General features: G+C 67.4%; 15 protein-coding genes. 3 read left to right on the plus strand and 12 right to left on the minus strand.

The features are described 5' to 3' along the window. Window positions 1–330, plus strand: a 330-nt coding sequence (locus OM960_RS24195) for a hemerythrin domain-containing protein (RefSeq protein WP_264773776.1), incomplete at its 5' end; no start/stop codon positions are given. Window positions 331–333: 3 nt separating this feature from the next. Beyond that, window positions 334–678, plus strand: coding sequence for a carboxymuconolactone decarboxylase family protein (locus tag OM960_RS24200; protein ID WP_263340554.1), 345 nt, complete (start codon window positions 334–336; stop codon window positions 676–678). Between the two features lie 552 nt (window positions 679–1,230). Here the strand turns inward: OM960_RS24200 and OM960_RS24205 are convergent. The 7 genes from OM960_RS24205 to capB are packed head-to-tail and all read right to left on the minus strand — an operon-like array spanning window position 1,231 to window position 9,792. After that, on the minus strand, window positions 1,231–2,406 hold the full coding sequence (locus OM960_RS24205) for an ABC transporter substrate-binding protein (RefSeq protein WP_264773777.1): 1,176 nt from the start codon (window positions 2,404–2,406) through the stop codon (window positions 1,231–1,233). Window positions 2,407–2,417: 11 nt separating this feature from the next. Continuing rightward, complete coding sequence (locus tag OM960_RS24210) at window positions 2,418–3,467, minus strand: branched-chain amino acid ABC transporter permease (protein WP_264773778.1); 1,050 nt, start codon at window positions 3,465–3,467, stop codon at window positions 2,418–2,420. 18 nt (window positions 3,468–3,485) lie between these two features. Beyond that, complete coding sequence (locus tag OM960_RS24215; RefSeq protein WP_263340548.1) at window positions 3,486–4,400, minus strand: branched-chain amino acid ABC transporter permease; 915 nt, start codon at window positions 4,398–4,400, stop codon at window positions 3,486–3,488. Beyond that, window positions 4,397–5,131: an ABC transporter ATP-binding protein gene (locus OM960_RS24220; RefSeq protein WP_264773779.1), complete on the minus strand. Its 735-nt coding sequence runs from the start codon at window positions 5,129–5,131 to the stop codon at window positions 4,397–4,399. Before OM960_RS24220 ends, OM960_RS24215 begins: the two co-directional genes overlap by 4 nt. Continuing rightward, complete coding sequence (locus OM960_RS24225) at window positions 5,131–5,883, minus strand: ABC transporter ATP-binding protein (RefSeq protein WP_264773780.1); 753 nt, start codon at window positions 5,881–5,883, stop codon at window positions 5,131–5,133. Before OM960_RS24225 ends, OM960_RS24220 begins: the two co-directional genes overlap by 1 nt. A gap of 4 nt (window positions 5,884–5,887) precedes the next feature. Further along, window positions 5,888–8,014 carry a caprolactamase subunit alpha gene (gene capA / locus OM960_RS24230; RefSeq protein ID WP_264773781.1) on the minus strand — a complete coding sequence of 709 codons (2,127 nt, stop codon included), beginning with the start codon at window positions 8,012–8,014 and terminating at the stop codon, window positions 5,888–5,890. Window positions 8,015–8,040: 26 nt separating this feature from the next. Further along, complete coding sequence (capB, locus tag OM960_RS24235) at window positions 8,041–9,792, minus strand: caprolactamase subunit beta (protein ID WP_263340543.1); 1,752 nt, start codon at window positions 9,790–9,792, stop codon at window positions 8,041–8,043. A 244-nt stretch (window positions 9,793–10,036) separates the two neighbouring features. On the opposite strand from capB, the gene OM960_RS24240 reads away from it, so the two are divergent. Then, entirely contained in the window at window positions 10,037–11,005 is a 969-nt protein-coding gene (locus tag OM960_RS24240) for an AraC-like ligand-binding domain-containing protein (RefSeq protein ID WP_263340541.1), read from the plus strand. Window positions 11,006–11,011: 6 nt separating this feature from the next. Here the strand turns inward: OM960_RS24240 and OM960_RS24245 are convergent, their stop codons facing one another. The 5 genes from OM960_RS24245 to OM960_RS24265 form a co-directional block, all read right to left on the minus strand. Beyond that, window positions 11,012–11,887, minus strand: coding sequence for a 3-hydroxybutyryl-CoA dehydrogenase (locus OM960_RS24245; protein ID WP_264773782.1), 876 nt, complete (start codon window positions 11,885–11,887; stop codon window positions 11,012–11,014). Then, complete coding sequence (locus tag OM960_RS24250; RefSeq protein WP_264773783.1) at window positions 11,884–12,804, minus strand: phosphate acyltransferase; 921 nt, start codon at window positions 12,802–12,804, stop codon at window positions 11,884–11,886. Before OM960_RS24250 ends, OM960_RS24245 begins: the two co-directional genes overlap by 4 nt. Then, the gene (buk, locus tag OM960_RS24255) at window positions 12,804–13,907 is read right to left on the minus strand and encodes a butyrate kinase (protein ID WP_263340535.1); all 1,104 of its coding nucleotides are present in this window, start codon (window positions 13,905–13,907) and stop codon (window positions 12,804–12,806) included. The genes OM960_RS24250 and buk overlap by 1 nt, the downstream gene beginning before the upstream one ends. 5 nt (window positions 13,908–13,912) lie before the next feature. Beyond that, window positions 13,913–15,349: an aldehyde dehydrogenase family protein gene (locus OM960_RS24260; RefSeq protein ID WP_264773784.1), complete on the minus strand. Its 1,437-nt coding sequence runs from the start codon at window positions 15,347–15,349 to the stop codon at window positions 13,913–13,915. A 41-nt stretch (window positions 15,350–15,390) separates the two neighbouring features. Then, a partial coding sequence (locus tag OM960_RS24265) for an acyl-CoA dehydrogenase family protein (protein ID WP_264773785.1) occupies window positions 15,391–15,582 on the minus strand: 192 nt, incomplete at its 5' end.

Raw genomic sequence — 15,582 nt, forward strand, 5'->3', positions numbered from 1 at the left:
GGAACGCTCGACCTGCACATGCAGAAGGAGGAACGGATCCTCTTTCCGGCGCTGCGTGCCGGCCGGGTCGAGGGGATCGTGGCTCCGCTCGCGGCGATGCGCGCCGACCATGACGGCCACGCCGCCGACACGGCGGCCATCCTGGCCCTGACCGGCGATCTTGCCCCGCCCGACGGCGCCTGCCGGACCTGGCGAGCGCTCTATGACGGGCTGAGGGCGTTCCTCGCCGATCTCGAGGCGCATATCCGGCTCGAGAACGAGGTGCTGTTCCCGCGCTTCGAGAGTGCACTGTCGGCGCCCGATGCCGGGCGCCCGGATCTGGGGAGATAGGCGATGACCGAGTTGCGGATCCCGAAGGCGAGCCTCCGCCATGCCGAGCGGCGCCATGACCTGGCCCCGGCGCCTGACGACGCCTTCCGCGATTTCAGCGCGGCGGTCTTCGCCGAGGGCGCGCTCGACCGCCGGACCAAGCAGCTGATCGCGGTGGCGGTCGCGCATGTCACCCAGTGTCCCTGGTGCATCGAGGGGCATGTGAAGGCGGCGCGGCGGGAAGGCGCGACGCCGGAGCAGCTGATGGAAGCGGTCTGGGTGGCGGCCGAGATGCGCGCCGGCGCGGCCTTCGCCCATTCCACGAAGATGATCGACATGCTGCTGGAGGCGGAGAAGAGCCGCGACTGAATGCCCGCGAGGTCGCTTCGCGGACGCCGCCTCGCGGCCTGTTCCGCTGCCATGCGCCGATCCTTCAGGCCGGAATGGGCGGCGGCGAACTTCCCCGGGGCGTCGCAGGCGCCGGAAGCGGAGCTTTGCTCGGTGTCGCCGTCGGAATGCCGGGTGGGACTATACGGCTCGCCTGTTGAGCCAGCGACCAGTTGCCCACCGGTCGGCGACATCCAGATCCTTCAAGGCAGTACCGTAGAACCTCAGCTTGTCCGTTGCATAGCAATTGCCGGGGCCTTGCCTGCGCATAACTTGCTTGCGGAGTTTCAATGCTGACGTATTGTCTCGCGTCTTGGTGACGGCATGCCCTCGATGCGGCGCTTCCGGATTTTGGCGAGCGCATCGCCTCACGAAACGCGGACCGCCAAATCGCCGAGACCCTCATCCGATCGCACGGAAAGACCGCGTCTCCACCCTCGGCGCCGCCGAGATCGTTCACGCGGCCTTGCGCCTGTGGCGAAACGGGAACTCGCGCCACAAGCGCGAGTTCCGCAAAACGCCCGGCGATCGCCCTCAGTTCAGAAGCTGCTGCAGCGGCACCGGCTCGCTGATCGTCCAGCTGTCCACCACGGCGGGTTTGCCGTCGCTGATCTCGACGATCTGCATCTCGGCGGAGTTCTGGTGATGCAGCTCGCCGCTGAAGCTGCGCGCGCCGAACGCGGTCGCCTCGCCCTTCATCTTTTCCAGCTCGGCCGTCACTGCCGCCCCGTCGAGCGACCCGGCGCGCTCGACCGCCTTCGCCCAGAGGTCGATCAGGATGTAGCCGGGATAGGCGTACTGGCTCGCCGGGCGGCTGCCGCTGGCCTTCTCATAGGCGACGTTGAAGGCTTCGACCTCGGGGCGCGGGTCGTCGCCGTAGATGGAGCCCTGGACCGGCACGACGAAGCCCGAAAGCCCCGGCGTCGCATCGAGCCAGTAGGAGCCGTCGACGGCCGAGCCGTTCAGGATCAGCGAGTTGATACCCGCCGCCCGGATCTGGCGCACCGCCGAGGCCGCGCCGGGGATGTAGGAGCAGAGCATGATCACGTCCGGCTCCTCGGGCAGCGCCTTGATCCGGGTGATCTGGCTCGCGATCGAGGCGTCGTCGTTCTTGAACGTGTCGCGGCCCACGATCTCGGTGCCGTCGAGCTGCGGGAACATCCAGTCGAAGCCGGTGCATATGCCCTTGTTGTACTCGATCGTGGTGTCGAGCAGCACATAGCCCGTCCGCGCCTCGCGCCTGGCGTGGCTCCACTCGGCCATCGTGGCGCCCTGAACGGCGGCGAGGACGGAACCTGAGAAACTGTTCGGCCCGACGCCCTGGATGCCGGCCTTGACGTCCTCGGCGCAGAGGAAGAACGAGTTGATGCCGGCCGATTCCGCGGCGAGCGCGGCGGGCGCGCCGAAATCGTAGTCGCAGCTGACGACCATCATGTCGGCGCCCTCGTCGAGCACCTGGAGCCCAGCCTTGGCCGATTGGGCGCGGTCGGTCTTGGTGTCGGCCTCGACCCAGGCGATCTGGCGGCCCAGGAGCCCGCCATTCGCGTTGATCTCGTCGATGCGGATCTTGGCGGCGGTGGCGGCCGGGGTGTCGTAGGCTTCCATCCAGCCGGATGTCGCGATGGCGAAGCCGATGGTTATGTCGTCGGCCGCGATTGCGGGCGCGGCAGCGCCCAGCGCAAGTGTCGAGGCAATCAGCAAGCGATGCATGGGGTATCTCCTCAGTTGGTGGTCGTTTGTTCTTGGTCGAAGGAAAGCCGGGGCGTGCGCGCCCGAAGGCGAAACTCGGCGCCTCCGGTCAGGCCGGCGGGGCGCAGGATCAGCACGAGGATCATGACGATGCCGATCAGGATCTCCTGCGCGCCACTCGGGAGCGCGAGGGCCGCTTCGCCGATCGTGATCCCCTGTTCGAGCCGCACCAGCGCCTCGATCAGCAGTGACAGGACCAGCACGCCCGTGACCGCGCCCGACAGGCTGCCGATGCCGCCGACCACGAGCATCGCCAGCGCGATGAAGGTGATGCCGAGGTAGAAACTGTCGGGGTTGAGGACGCCGAGTGAGTGGCCGAAGAGCGCCCCGGCGACGCCGGTGAAGAAGCCACTGATCACGAGCGACAACAGGCGGTGGCGGTACTGGTCAATGCCCGAGGCGCGGGCGGCGACCTCGTCCTCGCGGGTGGCCCGAAGCGCGAGGCCCGAGGCGGAATTGGCGTAGAGATTGGCCGCGACGATCGCCGCGACGGCCCAGGCCAGCGCCACCCACGGCCCGACATAGCGCGTGAGCCCGACGACCGAGGATGTCGCCCCGGTCACGCCTTCCCAGTTGGAATAGACCGTGTAGACGATGGCGAGGAACGCGAAGGTCGCGATCGAGGCGGCGATGCCGGACAGCCGCAGGATCGCGGCCCCGGAGATCAGCGCGACGAAAGCCGCCAAGAAACCCGATGCGATGGCGGCCGGGAAGACGTGCCATTCGGCATTCGCGAGCCAGACCGGAAGGTCGGGCAGGAACAGCGCCTTGGCCTGCGGCTTCAGCGTCAGCCAGGCCGAGCAATAGGCGCCGATCGCCATGTACCCGGCATGGCCGAAGCTGATCACGCCGGAATTGCCGACGAAGATCCACAAGCCCACCACCAGCGTGACGCGAACCAGGGTCTCGGCGGCCATGCGCGCCAGCGCCCTGTCGCCCGTCAGCGCGACCCCGGCCACGAAGGCCAGAAGGATCAACGCTAGGATCAGCGGCGTCGAATGGGCGAGGAGACGGTTTTGCATGTGCTTGCCCGGCATCGGTCAGACCCTCGGCTTGGCTGAGCTCGGCACGAACAGGCCCTGCGGGCGCACCAGCAGGCTGACGATGACGAGCGTGTAGAGGAAGGCGTCCCGGAAGGGCCGCGCGTCGAGCGGCAGGTAGGCTTGCAGGAGGACCGAGACCGCCCCGATCAGGAACCCGGCAGCGACCGCGCCGGGTAGCGAGCCCAGGCCGCCGATCACTGTCGCGATGAAGGCCACGAGCATGATCTGCCCGCCCATCCGCACATCGGCCACGCCGGTCTGCGTCGCCATGATCAGCGCCACGGCGGCGGCGAGCGCGCCCGACAAAGCGAAGGCCCCGGTGATCACGACGTTCGCGCGCACGCCGAGCAGCCGGGCCATGGTGAAGTTCTCGGCCGCCGCGCGCATCTCGAGCCCGATCCGCGTCTTCTTGAGGAGAAGCGCGAGCCCCGCCACGACGGTCAGCGTCGCCAGGATCACGATGAGCTGGAGAAGCGGCACGCTCGCCCCCATGACGGTCACCGGCGTGTTGAGTTCGGGCCAGAGGCTGATCGCCTTCGGGCGCCCGCCATATGTCGCCAGAAGCGCGTTCTGGATCACGAAGCCGAGCGCGAAGGACGAGATCATCATCGCGACCGGCGTCGCCTTCCGCAGGTGCCGGAAGACCGCGTATTCGGACGCGACCGCCGCCGCCGCGCCGACGGCGAGCAGAAGCGGGATCAGCAGGAAGGCCGGCGCGCGGCCGAGGAACATCACCGCCACCGCGTCGGTCGAGGGCACGATCAGCGCGAAGACGCAGAAGGCGATGTACTGGCCATGCGCGAAGTTCACGAGGTTCATCACCCCGAAGATCAGCGCGATTCCCAGGGCCGCCATGGCATAGATGCCGCCGAGCGAGGCCGCGTCGAAGAAAAGCTGGGCTGCCGTGTTCATTCCGCCGCCTCCTTCCCTGTCTTGCCGAAATACGCCTCCGTCAGCGCGTCCTTGTCGGCGAACGCCGCCGCGTCGCCCTCGCCCACGACCTGGCCGCCGCGCAGGAGGATCATCCGCCCGCCGACGCGCCCCGCCCGGACCGAGCTCTGCTCGACGATCAGAAGCGTGAGGCCGCGTTCCTCCTGCAACGCCACCAGCGTGTCGTAGACCTGGTCGACGATCTTCGGCGCGAGGCCGAGCGATGGTTCGTCCACCATCATCAGCTTGGGATTGGTCATCAGCGCCCGCCCGATCGCCAGCATCTGCTGCTGGCCGCCGGACAGCGCCCCGGCGCTTGCATGGCGGCGCTCCGCTAGTATCGGGAAGGCGCGGTAGATCTCGGCGATGTCGCCCTCGACCGCATCGGCGTCGCGCCGGATGCCGGTGCCGACGCGCAGGTTCTCCTCGACCGTGAGGCGGCCGAAGATCTCGCGCCCCTCGGGCACCATGCTGAGGCCGAGCCGCGCGACCGCCTCGGGCGGCCGCCCGGTCAGGAGGTCGCCGTCGAGCTCGATCCGTCCGTGCGCGGTCGGCACCGCGCCGCTGATCGCCTTGAGGAGCGAGGACTTGCCGGCACCGTTCGGGCCGGAGATGAAGATCCGCTCACCCTCGCCGATGTGGAGCGTGACATCCGTGAGCGCCGGCACCTTGCCATAGCGGACCGAGACATCGAAAACGCCAAGCCTGGACATCACGCGGCCTCCTGATCGGCGCCGAAATAGGCGTCGCGCACCGGTTTGCTGGCGACGATTACATCGCGGTCGCCCTCCTCGATGACCTGGCCGGCATCGAGCACGTAGATGTGGTGCGAGACCGAGAGCACGAGTCCGACATTGTGCTCGATCAGGAGAACGCCGGTGTTCAGATCCGCCGCCACACGCACGATCAGCGCCGCGAGGTCGGCGGCCTCGGCCTCCGACATGCCGGCGGCCGGTTCGTCGAGCAGCAGGAAGGCGGGCGCGAACATCAGCGCGCGGGCGATGCCGACGCGGCGTTCGTCGGTGTAGGGCAGACCCGCCGCCGGCCTTTCAGCCAGATGCGGGACGCCCATCCAGTCGAGGAGCCGGAACGCCTCGGTCTCCGCGGCGCGGCGCGTATGGCCGAGGCCGACGCCCGTCACCGCGAGGTTGTCGAGGACGTCGAGCCCGGAGAAGAGCCGCCCCGCCTGGAACGTCCGCGCGACCCCGGCGCGGCGCAGCTCATGCGCCGAGAGCGCGCCGACATCGCGGCCGTTCAGTGTCACGGCCCCGCGCGTCGGCGCCTGGAACCCGGTCAGCACATTGACGAGCGTCGTCTTTCCCGCGCCGTTCGGCCCGATCAGCCCGTGAACCGCGCCCGGGGTGACGGCGAGGGAGACATCGGTCAGGGCCTTGAACCCGCCGAAGGCCACCGTCACCCCATCGGTCGCGAGGGAGGGCCCGTCATGTCGCACGCGGCCAGCCACCGGATCACGCCTCGACCAGCGCTTTTTCCCTGCGCGGCTTGGCGGCGGACACGAGCGCGCCGTTGGTCAGCAGGTAGACGCCGCTGTCGTGGAGCGTCACTTTCCAGCCTGGCTCGATGACGATGGTGGTGGTGACCTCCTCGATCACCGCCGGGCCCGCGAGCGTATCGCCCGCCCCGAGCGCCGAGCCGTCATAGACCGGCGTCGCATGGGCCGTGCCCTCGGTCGAGAAGACCATCGGGCGGGTGCCCTTCAGCGCGCTTTCCGCGCCCTTCCCGGCGGCGATCTTCATCCTTTGGGGCTTGTCCACATGCCCGGCGATGGTGCTTTCGACATTGACCACCTCGACCGCGCTGTGCGGCTCGTCATAGGTGTAAAGCTCCTTGTGACGGGCATGGAACGCCGCCCTTATCTGCCCGAGCGACGCTTCGGTCACCTCGAACGGATCGATTTCGACCGTGCATTCGTGGACCTGGCCGACATAGCGCATATCGAGCGAGCGGCGGATCGAGATGCGCTCCTCGCTGAACCCGTCGTCGGCGAGATCCTCGCGGCCGCGCGCCTCGAGCCCGGTGAACAGGTCGTCGAGTGTCTTCGCCGCCGTGGCGCCTTCAAGCCGCAACGGCGCCGGCGCCATGTAATTGTACTTCACGTCCGAGATGATCTGCCCGTAAGCGCAGAGCCCCGAGGCGAGCTTGGAGACCAGCACCTTGTGAATGCCCATCTCGCGTGCGAGCGCGGTGATATGCGCGCCCGTCGCCCCGCCCGCGCCCATCAGCACGAAGTCGCGCGGGTCGTAGCCGCGTTCGACTGAGACGCGGCGGATGGCGTTGACCATGTTGTTGTTGACGATGGTGAACATGCCGTAGGCGGCCTTTTCGACCGAGATGCCGAGGGGGTCGGCGAGGCGCGTCTTGATCGCCTTGCGAGCCTTGTCCACGTCGAGCGGCAGGCGCCCGCCGACCAGGCCATCGGCATTCAGATAGCCGAGGACCAGATTGGCGTCGGTCGTGGTCGGCTCCTCGCCGCCCTGGCCGTAGCAGGCCGGGCCGGGCTCGGAACCCGCCGATTGCGGCCCCATCTGCATCAGCCCCATCGAGTCGATCCAGCCGATCGAGCCGCCGCCGGCGCCGAGCGTCTCCACCTGGATCATCGGGATGCCGATGCGGTAGCGCAGGAAGTCGATGTTCTTGTTGACGTTGGCCTTGCCGTCCTTCGTCAGCGTGATGTCGAAGGAGGTGCCGCCCATGTCGCAGGTGATGATGTTCTTGTCACCCCAGGGCGCCGCCACGTCGAGCGCGGCCTGCGGCGCGGAAGCCGGGCCGGAATTGATCGCGTAGACCGACTGGTCCGACACGACCTTGCCGAGCGCCAGCCCGCCGTTCGACTGGAAGTAGCGCACCGGATGCTTCGAGCCGAGCTCGCGGAAATAGGCGTCGATCGCGTCGACATAGCGTTGCAGGATCGGCGCGAGATAGGCGTTCACGATGGCGGTCGAGGTCCGCGTGTATTCCCGCACCTGCGGGTAAAGCTGCGAGCCCACCGTCAGCCGCACGCCCGGCATCATCTCGCGCACGATCTCGGCGGCGCGGTTCTCGTGCTCGGGATGCAGGACCGACCAGACGAAGCTGATGGCCACCGATTCCACGCCCTCGGCGAGGAAATAGCGGCAGGCGTCGCGGACGTCGTCCTCGTTCATCGGCGTCTTGACCGAGCCATCGGAGATCACGCGCTCCGACACGCCGCGGCGCAGGTGGCGCGGCACCAGCATCGTCGCCGGCGGATAGTCGGGATCGTAGCGATAGCCGTCCTCCTTGTGGCCGAGCCGGATCTCGATGGAATCCTCGTGCCCCCTGGTGGCGATCAGGCCGGTCTTGGCGCCGTTGTGCGTGATCAGGGCGTTCAGCCCCACCGTCGTGCCGTTGATGCAGAGATCGGAGTTCGACACGATCTCTTCGGCCGTGATCCCGGTCTCCTCGGTGATGAGCGCGAGGCCGTTGCGGATCGCCTTGGTCGGCTCGTTCGGGGTCGAGAGGACCTTGAAGATCTGCACCCCGCCATCCTTGTCGGCCAGGATGAAATCGGTGAACGTGCCGCCGGCGTCGATGCCCAGACGATATTGGGTACGCATGGTCTTGTCCTTTCCTGTCAGGGGCTTCAGGCGGCCGCGCGGGCCCTGGCCGTGGCGGCTTCGTCCACGGTCAGCGTTTCGGGGTCGGAGATGATGACGCCGTAGTCGAGCCGCGCGCCCTCGACCGAGACGAGCCCGTCGCGGATGTCCTCGACCACCTTCAGCACGTCACGTTCGAACGGGTTGCCGAAGCCGCCGCCGCCGGGGTTCTTGTTCGCGGCGCGTTCGCCGGGGTGGATGGTCTCGATCACGTTGTCGGTGATGATCTCGGTCTTGCCGTTCCGGGTGATCTCGAGCCGTCCGACCTTTGGCTCGATCATCGTCGAGCGCGCGCCGCCCGCGCCCATCGCCGGGATGCGGCGGCCTTCGCCGAAGGTGATCAGCGTCATCGGCTTGTCCAAGGGCTCGACCTCCCAGCAGGCGCCCGATCCGCCGCGGAACTTCCCGGCGCCGCCCGAGTCGGTCATCATCGAGTAGCGGTGGATGATGATCGGGTAGGAATGCTCCAGCATCTCGATATCGCCCGAGGTGAGCGCGCCGAAGCAGCATTCCGGCCCCCTGACATGCCAGCCGTCCTGGCTGTTGGTGGCCCCCGCCCCGGAGATGATCGAGGCCAGCACCATCGTGACGTATTCCTCGTCGTGGCGGGTGTCCCAGCCGGCGATGTTGCAGCCGTTGGCGTGACCCCAGCTTGCCGAGACCTTGTCGGGCGCCGCCTGCTCGAAGGCGAGCCGCACCGCGTCGGTCAACGTCTCCATCGGCGTCGTGGTGCAGTTCATGTGCGGCGCCGGGGGCTTGGCGTTGCAGAGCGTGCCCTTCGGCCCCATGTCCACCGTCACGTTGCGGTAGAGCCCCTCGTTGTAGGGCGGCGGCAACTGCGCGAACATCATCAGGCCGAGATAGACGCCGGAATAGCTGTTCCCCTCGTAGGAATTGATGAAATAGGGGATCTGCGGCGGGCTCGCGATCTCGATATGGCAGCTCTCGCCCTTGATCGTGACGGTCGCGGTGATGTCGAAATCGCCGAAGCCGTGGCCCGCATCCTCCAGAACCGCCGTGCCCTTGTAGGTGCCGTCAGGAACCTTCGCGATCAGGCTGTTCATGTGCCGGTTGGCCATCGACAGGAGTTCCTCGATGCAGTCCTGCACCGTCTCCTTCCCGTACTTGTCCATCAGCGCGATCAGGTTGCGGGCGCCGACCTGACAGGCGCCGATCAGCGCGTTGAAATCCCCTTCCTGGTCGCGGCGGGCGCGCATGTTGGTCAGGAGCATGTTCATGATGTCCTTGCGCGGCACGCCCTTGTCCCAGATCTTGATCGGGGGAATGCGCAGACCCTCGGCGTAGATCTCCTTGGCCTCGGGGTTGTAGCCGGCCGGAACCGGGCCGCCGATATCGGTCAGGTGGCCCTTGCAGACCGTCCAGAACACCAGCTCGCCGTGGTAGAAGACCGGGTAATACATGCAGGTGTCGATGATGTGGCTACCGGCATAGTCCGGGTCGTTGTGCAGGATCAGGTCGCCTTCATGGATGTCGCCGCCGAAGAACCGGTCGACCGCCTTCATCGCCGGGATCAGGCTGCCGAGATGGATCGGGATGTCCTGGCCCTGAAGGATCATCTCGGGCGTGTGGTTGAAGAGCGCCGTGGAGTAGTCGTGCGCGAGGTTGAACACCGAACTCCGCGCGGTCTTTTCGAGCGCCAGCGTCATCTCGCGCTGCGTCGTCTCCAGAACCCCGCGCACCACCGACAGGGTGATCGGGTCGACATCTCTCTGAGCCATGGTCGTTGTCCTTTGCGTTTGTGCAAAGGGCGCGCGGAATCAGGGCCAAGCTGACATCCCCCGATCCGGCATGCTCCTCCTGCACGTCGATCTTGTGGGATTAGACTGCCGCGCCGGTCGTGCGCGGTCTTGACGCAGAGCGCATAACAGTTTGCGCCTCCGCGCAGTCCCGCGAAATTTTCTTTGCGCCACGGCCGCCGCAACGTAAGTTTGTTGTGCCGCTCTCGATCGGAGGAGGAAGGGAATGACGTCGCAGCTGCGCTTCTCCACGGCGCAGACGCCCCAGCAGGACCGTTCCAGCCAATGGAACGCGGTCATTGCCGATGCCTATTTTCCGTTGCAGCTCCACTTCCGGAACCCGCTGGAATTCAACGGGCGGCTGACGCGCACGCCGCTCGGCCATGTCGGCCTGTCCCGTCTCACCTCCGATCCGGTGAACTACGAGCGGCGGCGCAGCCACATCAGCGAGGCGCGCGAAGAGGAGTACTTGGTCACCATCCCGCGCGCCTCGTCGGTCGAGTTCCGGCAACTCGGCAAGGACGTGCGCTGCGACCCCGGCGGCTTCATCCTGGAGCGCGGGGATGAGCCCTATCGCTTCATGTACGAGAAGCCCAACGACCTCTTCGTGCTCAAGGTCGGCAGGTCGGCACTGTCCGAGCGCGTGCGGCAACCGGATCGGCACTGCGCCCGGGTCATCGACGCGACTTCCGGAACCGCGAGCCTGTTCGCCACGATGGTCGGTCATGCGCAAGGCCAGATCGCCGAGATCGGCGCCTCGGCGGCGGAGACGATCGGGCGGCAGTTGCTGGAACTGCTCGGCCTCGCGCTTGACGGCGGATCGGACGCGGCCGAAAGCGGCGTCTCGTCGGTGCGCGCGGCCCATCTGGGCCGGGTGGAGCGGTTCATCCGCGCCAATCTCAAGGAACCCGGCCTGTCGCCGGACCTGATCGCCGAGGGATGCGGCATCTCCAAGCGCTACCTGCACGATCTGTTCAAGGACGTGAACGGCACCGTGTCCCAGCAGATCCGCGACCAGCGGCTGATCGCCGCGCGCGACCGGCTCGAGGCGGCCAATGGGGTCAAGATCGCCGAGATCGCCTATCGGTTCGGCTTCTCCGATCAGGCGCAGTTCGCGCGGCTCTTCAAGGCGAAGTTCGGGCTGACGCCCTCGGATTTCCAGCGCCGGCACGAAGAGAGCCGGCGCGACGGGTGAGGCACCCTATCTCGTCGGCTCAGGGTTGCCGCTGCGATAGTCGTAGAACCCGCGCCCCGACTTGCGGCCGAGCCAGCCGGCCTCGACATATTTCACCAGCAGCGGACAAGGCCGGTACTTGGTATCGGCAAGCCCGTCGCGCAGCACGTTCATGATCGAGAGGCAGGTGTCGAGCCCGATGAAGTCGCCCAGTTCGAGCGGGCCCATCGGGTGGTTGGCGCCGAGCTTCATCGACGCGTCGATGCTGGCGACACTGCCGACACCCTCGTAAAGCACATAGACCGCCTCGTTGATCATCGGGATCAGGACTCGGTTGACGATGAAGGCGGGATAATCTTCGGCGCTGGCGGCGGTCTTGCCCAGCCGGCCGACGATGGTCTTGAGCTCCCGGTAGGTTTCCTCAGAGGTCGCGATGCCCCGGATCAGCTCGACCAGCTTCATCAGCGGCACCGGGTTCATGAAATGGAAGCCCATGAAGCGGTCCGGCCGGTCGGTCCGCGCGGCGAGCCGGGTGATCGAGATCGACGAGGTGTTGGAGGTCAGGATCGTTCTGGGCCCGAGCGAAGGCTGGAGCGCCGCGAAGATCCTGTGCTTCACCTCCTCCCGCTCGGTCGCGGCCTCGATGATCAGATCGCCGCCGCCAAGCTCGCCCAGATCGGTTGTGGTGCGGATGCGCGCCAGAGCCGCGTCGCGCGCTTCAGCGTCAAGCTGGCCCTTGCTCACCTGGCGCGCGGTGTTCGTCTCGATCTTCGCCATCGCGGCGGCGAGCGCTTCGGCGGAGATGTCGTTCAGCACCACGTCATAGCCGGCGGCGGCGAAGACATGGGCGATGCCGTTGCCCATCTGCCCGGCACCGATCACTCCAACCGTCTGGACCGTCATGTCGTTCCTCCGCCCGAATTTCTTGCCACCATCGCAAGGATGAGCGCGTTGATGCGCCGCGCCGCGCTGTCAGAACGCGAGTTCAGCATGACCGGAACCCTCGCGCCAAGAACGATCGACCCGGTTTCCGCCTGGCCGTGGAACTTCCAGGATTTCGCCACCGCATTCGCCGCCTCGATCGTCGGGAAGAGAAGAAGGTCCGCGTCGCCGGCGACCGGGGAGCCGTCCAGCCCCTTCGCCCGCGCCGCGTCGCGGCTGACGGCGACATCGTAGCCGAAAGGACCGTCGATCACGAAGCCCGGCAGATTTCCCGCCCGGCTCTCTTTGGCGAGCGCCGCCGCGTCCACCGTGGCGGGCAGCTCCGCCGACACCTTCTCGGTCGCTGCCACCGCCGCCACCTTCACCGGGCTCACGCCGAGCCCCCGGAACAGGGCCGCCGTGTTCAGGACGATCTGCCGCTTCTGGTCCAGGTCGGGTGCGGGAAGGATGCCGTTGTCGGTCGCCGCGATCAGCTTCGGCCAGGATGGCATCGCGGCCACCGTCACGTTCGACAGGACACCGCCGGCGCGAATGCCGGTGTCGCGGCTGACGATCGCCCGGAGATAGGCGGTGCTGTCGACATGCCCCTTCATCAGCACATCCGACCGGTCCTCACGCACCGCCGCGACCGCCTTTGTTGCGCAATCGGCGGCATCGCTGGCCTCGACGCACTGCACGACGGGGTGAAGTGCCGCCGGCAGGGCGGCCCCGATCGCAGACGCGTCGCCCGTCACCTGAACGGCCGAGACGAGACCTTCCCCTACCGCCTGAATGATCGCCTCGAGCACGCTGGCATCGTTGCCGCCCGCAACTGCAAGCCGCACCGGACCGAGGTCGCGCGCCCGGCCCCGCAGTTCGTCGAAGCTCCGAACCGGCATCAGACGACCTCCGCCGGCATCGCGACCGGCCATTGCATCGGCGTCTCGTGCCCCGAGACCGCCCGGAATGCGCCTTCCGCCAGCGCGAGACATTCGTCGCTGCCGGCGTAGACATGCACCGGGGCAATGCGTTCCGCCTTGCGCGTGAGAACCCGCGCGACCCGCGAACTGTTGGCGAGGCCGCCGGTCAGCACGATCCCGTCCAGATCGAACTCGGCAACCGCGGCCATCGCCCCGATCGCCTTGGCGGTCTGATAGAGCATCGCGTCGTGGACAAGCCGGGCGCGTTCGTCGCCCGCCTCGATCATCGCCTCGACCTTGCGGATGTCCTTGGTGCCGAGATAGCCGTAGACGCCGCCCTTCCCGTAGAGCCTGGCCAGGAGGTCCTGCTTGGAATACTTGCCGGAATAGCAAAGCTCGATCAGCGGCAGCGGCGGCAGGCCGCCCGCGCGTTCCGGCGAGAAGGGCGAGATCTCCATGCGGTTGGAACTGTCGACGATCTTGCCGCCGATCAGCGCCGCGATCGAGAACCCGGCGCCGAGATGCGCCACGACTGCACGCAACTCTTCGAAGGGCTTGCCCAGCTCGGCGGCGAGCCTACGCCCGCAGGCGCGGACATTGAGCGCATGGACGAAGCTGAACCGCGGCAATTCCTCGAAGCCCGACACCCGCGCGACGGGGGGCAGTTCGTCGACGCTGACCGGATCGACGACGAAAGCGGGCACGCCGTACCGGCGCGCGATGCGGTCGGCGAGCGGCGCGCCGAGATTGCTCGCGTGGTTGTAGACCGGCCGGAACAGGGCGAAATCGACAAGCTCCTCGTTGACCGCGATCACGCCCGACGGCACCGGTGTAAGCATCCCGCCGCGCCCGGCCACGGCGACCAGTCGATGCGTTCCCAGTGCTTCGCGCAGGAAGGCCAGGACACAGCCGTCGCGGTAATCGAGCTGGTCGGCGATGCCGGCGAACCCGGCCATCCGCCCCTCGTCATGGTCGAGATTCTGCTCCGCGATCAGCCGCAAGCCGCCTTCGTCGATGCCGTAGAGCGCGCAGCGGGTCGTCGTCGTGCCCGGATTGATCGCCAGGATTGCGTCCTTCGCCATCGTTGTCACCCCGAGAAACTGTAGGAGGTCTTGACTGCCGTGTAGAACTCCGCCGCATAGCGGCCCTGTTCGCGCGGCCCGTAGGACGATCCTTTCCGGCCGCCGAACGGAACGTGATAGTCGACGCCCGCGGTCGGCAGGTTGACCATCACCATACCCGCGGCCGACCTGCGCCGGAACTCGCGCGCATGTTTCAGGCTCGACGTGCAGATGCCCGACGAGAGGCCGAATTCGGTGTCGTTCGCCACCGCCAGCGCCTCGTCGAAATCCCCGACCCTGATAACGCTGGCGCAGGGGCCGAAGATCTCCTCGCGGCTGGTGCGCATGGCGTTGGTTGCGCCGACAAAGAGCGCGGGCCGCTGGTAAAAGCCGTCCGCCGGGCCGTCCAGCCGTTCGCCGCCGATAACGGTGGCGCCTTCCGACCGGGCGATCTCGACATAGCCAAGATTGCTGTCGAGTTGGCTCGCCGACACGACAGGCCCGATCTGGGTTTCGGGGTCGAGCGCGTCGCCCACCCGAAGCGCCATCATCGCCTCCGAGAGTCTTTCCGCGAATTCGTCGTGAACCGCCTCATGCACGATCAGCCGCGACGAGGCGGTGCAGCGCTGCCCGGTCGAGAAGAAGGCACCGTTCAGGCAGGCATTGACCGCGAGATCGAGGTCGGCGTCGTCCATCACCACCATCGGGTTCTTGCCGCCCATCTCGATCTGGACCTTCTTCAGCCCGCGCGCCGCCTCGACCGCCAACGCCCGTCCGACCGGGACCGAGCCGGTGAAGGACACCGCGTCGATCTCGGGATGCCTCACGATGGCATCGCCGACGACCGAACCGCGCCCCATCACGAGATTGAAGACCCCCGCCGGAGCGCCCGCCGCATGGATGATCTCCGCCAGGAGATGCGCCGAACCCGGCGTCAGGTCGGCAGGCTTGAAGAGGACCGTGTTGCCGTAAGCCAGGGCCGGCGCGATCTTCCACGCCGGTATCGCGATCGGGAAGTTCCAGGGTGTCACCAGCCCGACCACACCGACCGGCTCGCGCATGACCTCGACATCCACATCCGGACGCACCGAGGCGACGGCATCGCCCGCCACCCGGATCGCCTCGCCGGCGAAGAAGCGGAAGATCTGCGCCGCGCGCACGGTCTCTCCGATCGCCTCGGGCAGCGTCTTGCCCTCCTCGCGCGCCAGGATGCGGCCGATCTCGTCCTTCCGGGTGAGAATTTCGGCGCCCACCTTATCAAGGAGATCGGCGCGGATCTGCGGGCTCGCCCCGGCCCAGACCGGAAGCGCGGCCCGCGCCGCCGCTGCGGCATCCGCGACCTGATCGGCCGAGGCGCGGGCATAGAGCCCGACGACATCTGCCAGGTTCGACGGGCTGCGGTTTTCGGTGGCATCTTCGCCCTCGACCCAGTTCCCGCCGACAAGGTTCCTTTTAAGCTCCACGCACGGGTCCTCCGTTCAGCGGCCTCTTGCGGCGCCCAGCTTCAATAGAAGGCCTGCAGCCCGGTGATCGCGCGCCCGAGGATGAGGGCGTGGACATCGTGCGTGCCTTCGTAGGTATTGACGGTCTCGAGGTTCATCGCATGGCGCATGACCTGGAATTCTTCCTGGATGCCGTTGCCGCCATGCATGTCGCGCGCCATGCGGGCGATATCGAGCGCCTTGCCGCAGTTGTT

Source organism: Defluviimonas salinarum, from assembly GCF_026013545.1.
In the GTDB taxonomy this organism is placed as follows: Bacteria; Pseudomonadota; Alphaproteobacteria; order Rhodobacterales; family Rhodobacteraceae; genus Albidovulum; species Albidovulum salinarum.